Origin of the sequence: Cetobacterium sp. ZWU0022, assembly GCF_000800875.1 — a bacterium.
Lineage (GTDB): Bacteria > Fusobacteriota > Fusobacteriia > Fusobacteriales > Fusobacteriaceae > Cetobacterium_A.
The window spans coordinates 1-709 of sequence record NZ_JRJZ01000047.1 but is presented as its reverse complement, the minus strand read 5'-3'; the positions used below and the strand labels follow the sequence as shown (position 1 = coordinate 709).

The window sequence follows — 709 nt, the reverse complement described above, 5'->3', positions numbered from 1 at the left end:
GATAACATCAACATCAGCATTTGAAAGATCAACTGTAAGTATAGAGTTTGATTATGGTGTGAATATAGATTTAAAAAGAGGGGATGTTCAAAGAGAGATTGATGCAATCTCTGGAGAACTGCCAGATGATGCTTCAAAACCAGTGACTCAAAAGAAACTGGCTGGATCGGGAAACACAGCAATGATGCTAAACGTTTCTGGACCAAACTTCTTAGAGCTAACAACTTTTATAAATGAATTTATGACTCCAAGATTTGAAAGAATCGGAGGAGTTGGAAGTGTTGATACATTAGGATCGCCAGATAAACAGATTCAAATCCAATTTGATACAGATAGATTATCATCATATAACTTAACACCAAACGAGTTGTATGACTTAATAAAGACATCTTCTGTAAATGTTCCATTAGGAGTTATTAAAACTGGTGGGAAAGATGTTGTAGCAAGATTTATGGGAGAGTTTAATTACTTAGATGAGTTTGAAAATATGATTATCAGAAGTAATGGAAAAACTTTAAGATTAAAGGATTTAGCTGATGTTGTTTTAACAACAGAGGATCAAAGTGAAATTGCGAAATTAGACGGAAAAGAATCAGTAATGATTGTTATTGAGAAATCAACAGATGGAAATATCTTATCTATAACTGATAATGCTAAAATAGCATTAGAAGAGATGAAACCATACTTCCCAAATGGTGTAGAAGTAAAT

General features: G+C 32.7%; 1 protein-coding gene. It reads left to right on the top strand.

The window, feature by feature from the left end:
- The coding region (locus L988_RS05160; RefSeq protein ID WP_047382291.1) for an efflux RND transporter permease subunit at positions 1-709 on the top strand (709 nt) is incomplete at both ends.